At 46.0% G+C, this 2,155-nt stretch carries 1 protein-coding gene and 1 pseudogene; both read left to right on the plus strand.

Annotation, left to right across the window (positions count from 1 at the left end; genetic code table 11):
* A partial coding sequence (gene topB / locus ACWHAR_RS20065) for a DNA topoisomerase III (RefSeq protein ID WP_452087616.1) occupies positions 1–1,474 on the plus strand: 1,474 nt, incomplete at its 5' end.
* Positions 1,475–1,676: 202 nt separating this feature from the next.
* Positions 1,677–2,155 (plus strand): annotated as a pseudogene (locus ACWHAR_RS20070) (lipoprotein YdaJ); the annotation flags it as partial.

The raw sequence follows: 2,155 nt of genomic DNA on the forward strand, positions 1-2,155 counted from the left end.
AACGTTCAATCAAGATGTAACAAGCCGTTTGCTAAAAAATCTCCAAGGAAAGCAAGCGGTCGTAGCTGAGCTGAAAAAAACAGCGAAAAAAAGCTTTGCGCCTGCGCTTTATGATTTAACGGAGCTCCAGCGTGACGCCCACAAGCGCTTCGGTTTTTCTGCCAAAGAAACGCTTTCTGTACTGCAGAAGCTATATGAGCAGCATAAGCTCGTCACATATCCGCGGACGGACTCTAGATTTTTATCCAGTGACATCGTCCCGACGTTAAAAGACCGTCTGGAAGGCATGGAAGTAAAACCGTATGCCCAATATGTCAGCCAAATTAAAAAACGCGGCATTAAATCTCATAAAGGATATGTCAATGACGCGAAGGTGTCAGACCACCACGCGATTATCCCGACCGAAGAGCCGCTCGTTCTCAGCAGTCTGAGTGATAAAGAACGAAAGCTGTATGACCTGATTGCGAAACGTTTCCTTGCTGTATTAATGCCTGCATTCGAATATGAGGAAACAAAGGTCATCGCAGAAATCGGCGGAGAAACCTTTACGGCGAAAGGCAAAACCGTGCAATCGCAAGGGTGGAAAGCCGTTTATGATATGGCGGATGAGGATGATGAGCAGGAGGATGACAGAGACCAGACACTTCCTGCGCTTCAAAAAGGCGACACACTTGCCGTCCGCACGTTAACGGAAACAAGCGGCCAAACGAAGCCGCCTGCCCGCTTTAATGAAGGGACCTTGCTGTCAGCGATGGAAAACCCAAGCGCATTTATGCAGGGAGAAGAAAAAGGCCTCGTCAAAACGCTTGGAGAAACAGGCGGCCTCGGCACGGTGGCAACGCGTGCCGACATTATTGAAAAACTGTTCAACAGCTTTTTAATCGAGAAAAAAAACCAAGATATTTTTATCACTTCTAAAGGAAAACAGCTCCTGCAGCTTGTTCCGGAGGATCTGAAATCACCGGCCTTAACAGCAGAATGGGAGCAAAAGCTGTCTGCGATCGCGGCCGGCAAATTGAAATCGGCTGTTTTTATTAAAAATATGAAGGCTTACGCTCACCAAACGGTAAAAGAAATCAAAAACAGCAGCCAAACCTTCCGACATGACAACATTACGGGAACGGCATGTCCGGAATGCGGCAAAATGATGCTGAAAGTAAACGGCAAACGCGGGACGATGCTCGTGTGCCAAGATCGTGAATGCGGAAGCAGAAAAACGATTGCCCGAAAAACAAACGCACGCTGCCCAAATTGCCATAAAAGAATGGAGCTTCGCGGCCAAGGCGAGGGCCAAACCTTTGCGTGTGTGTGCGGTCACCGTGAAAAGCTCTCTGTATTTGAAAAACGAAAAAACAAAGACAAAGCGCGTGCTACCAAACGGGACGTATCCTCTTATATGAAAAAACAAAATAAAGATGAGCCGATTAACAACGCGCTGGCAGAACAGCTGAAAAAACTCGGTTTGGATAAATAATAAAAAAACCTGTGCCTATCGCACAGGTTTTTTTAGTGGACTTAGGTCCTGTTTTCTTAATGTTCAAAAAGGGAAAAAAAAGCTAGCAATCTGCATTTTTTTCTTTTATAGTAAATGTACTTTGTAACATGGCAGTCATATTTTCGTCTATAACTATTTGTGAGCGTCTGATTTGCTTCAGGCGACAAAGGGGGATTTGCCTGTGAGGCATGTACTAATTGCTGTCATCTTATTCTTCTTATCTATCGGACTTTCCGCAGGGTGTGCTGAAGCTGGAAACAAGACCCAAAATCAGTCGGCGACAGAAGTGAATGCCAGCCCGCTCCAGCCGGCGGAATATTTCATCTATCACAATTTAATGAATGACAAAGGGCTGATCAAAACCGATTTTTCAGACCAGCCTTCTTACTTGTCGGAATCTCTCGGACTGTGGATGGAGTTTCTGCTCAGCAAAAATGACGCACCGCATTTCCAGGATCAATATCAGCATCTGACTGATTCATTTCTGATGAGCAATCACTTGGTGACGTGGAAGATTCAAAATGGCCAAGCGAGCGGGACGAATGCGCTGATAGATGATATGAGAATTATGCTGTCTCTTGACCAAGCCGCCGCAAAATGGGGCCGCAGCGACTACGCGCAAACGGCTAGGGATATCGGCACGTCTTTGAAGACATACAA

It is taken from the genome of Bacillus sp. LR--39 (assembly GCF_053613335.1).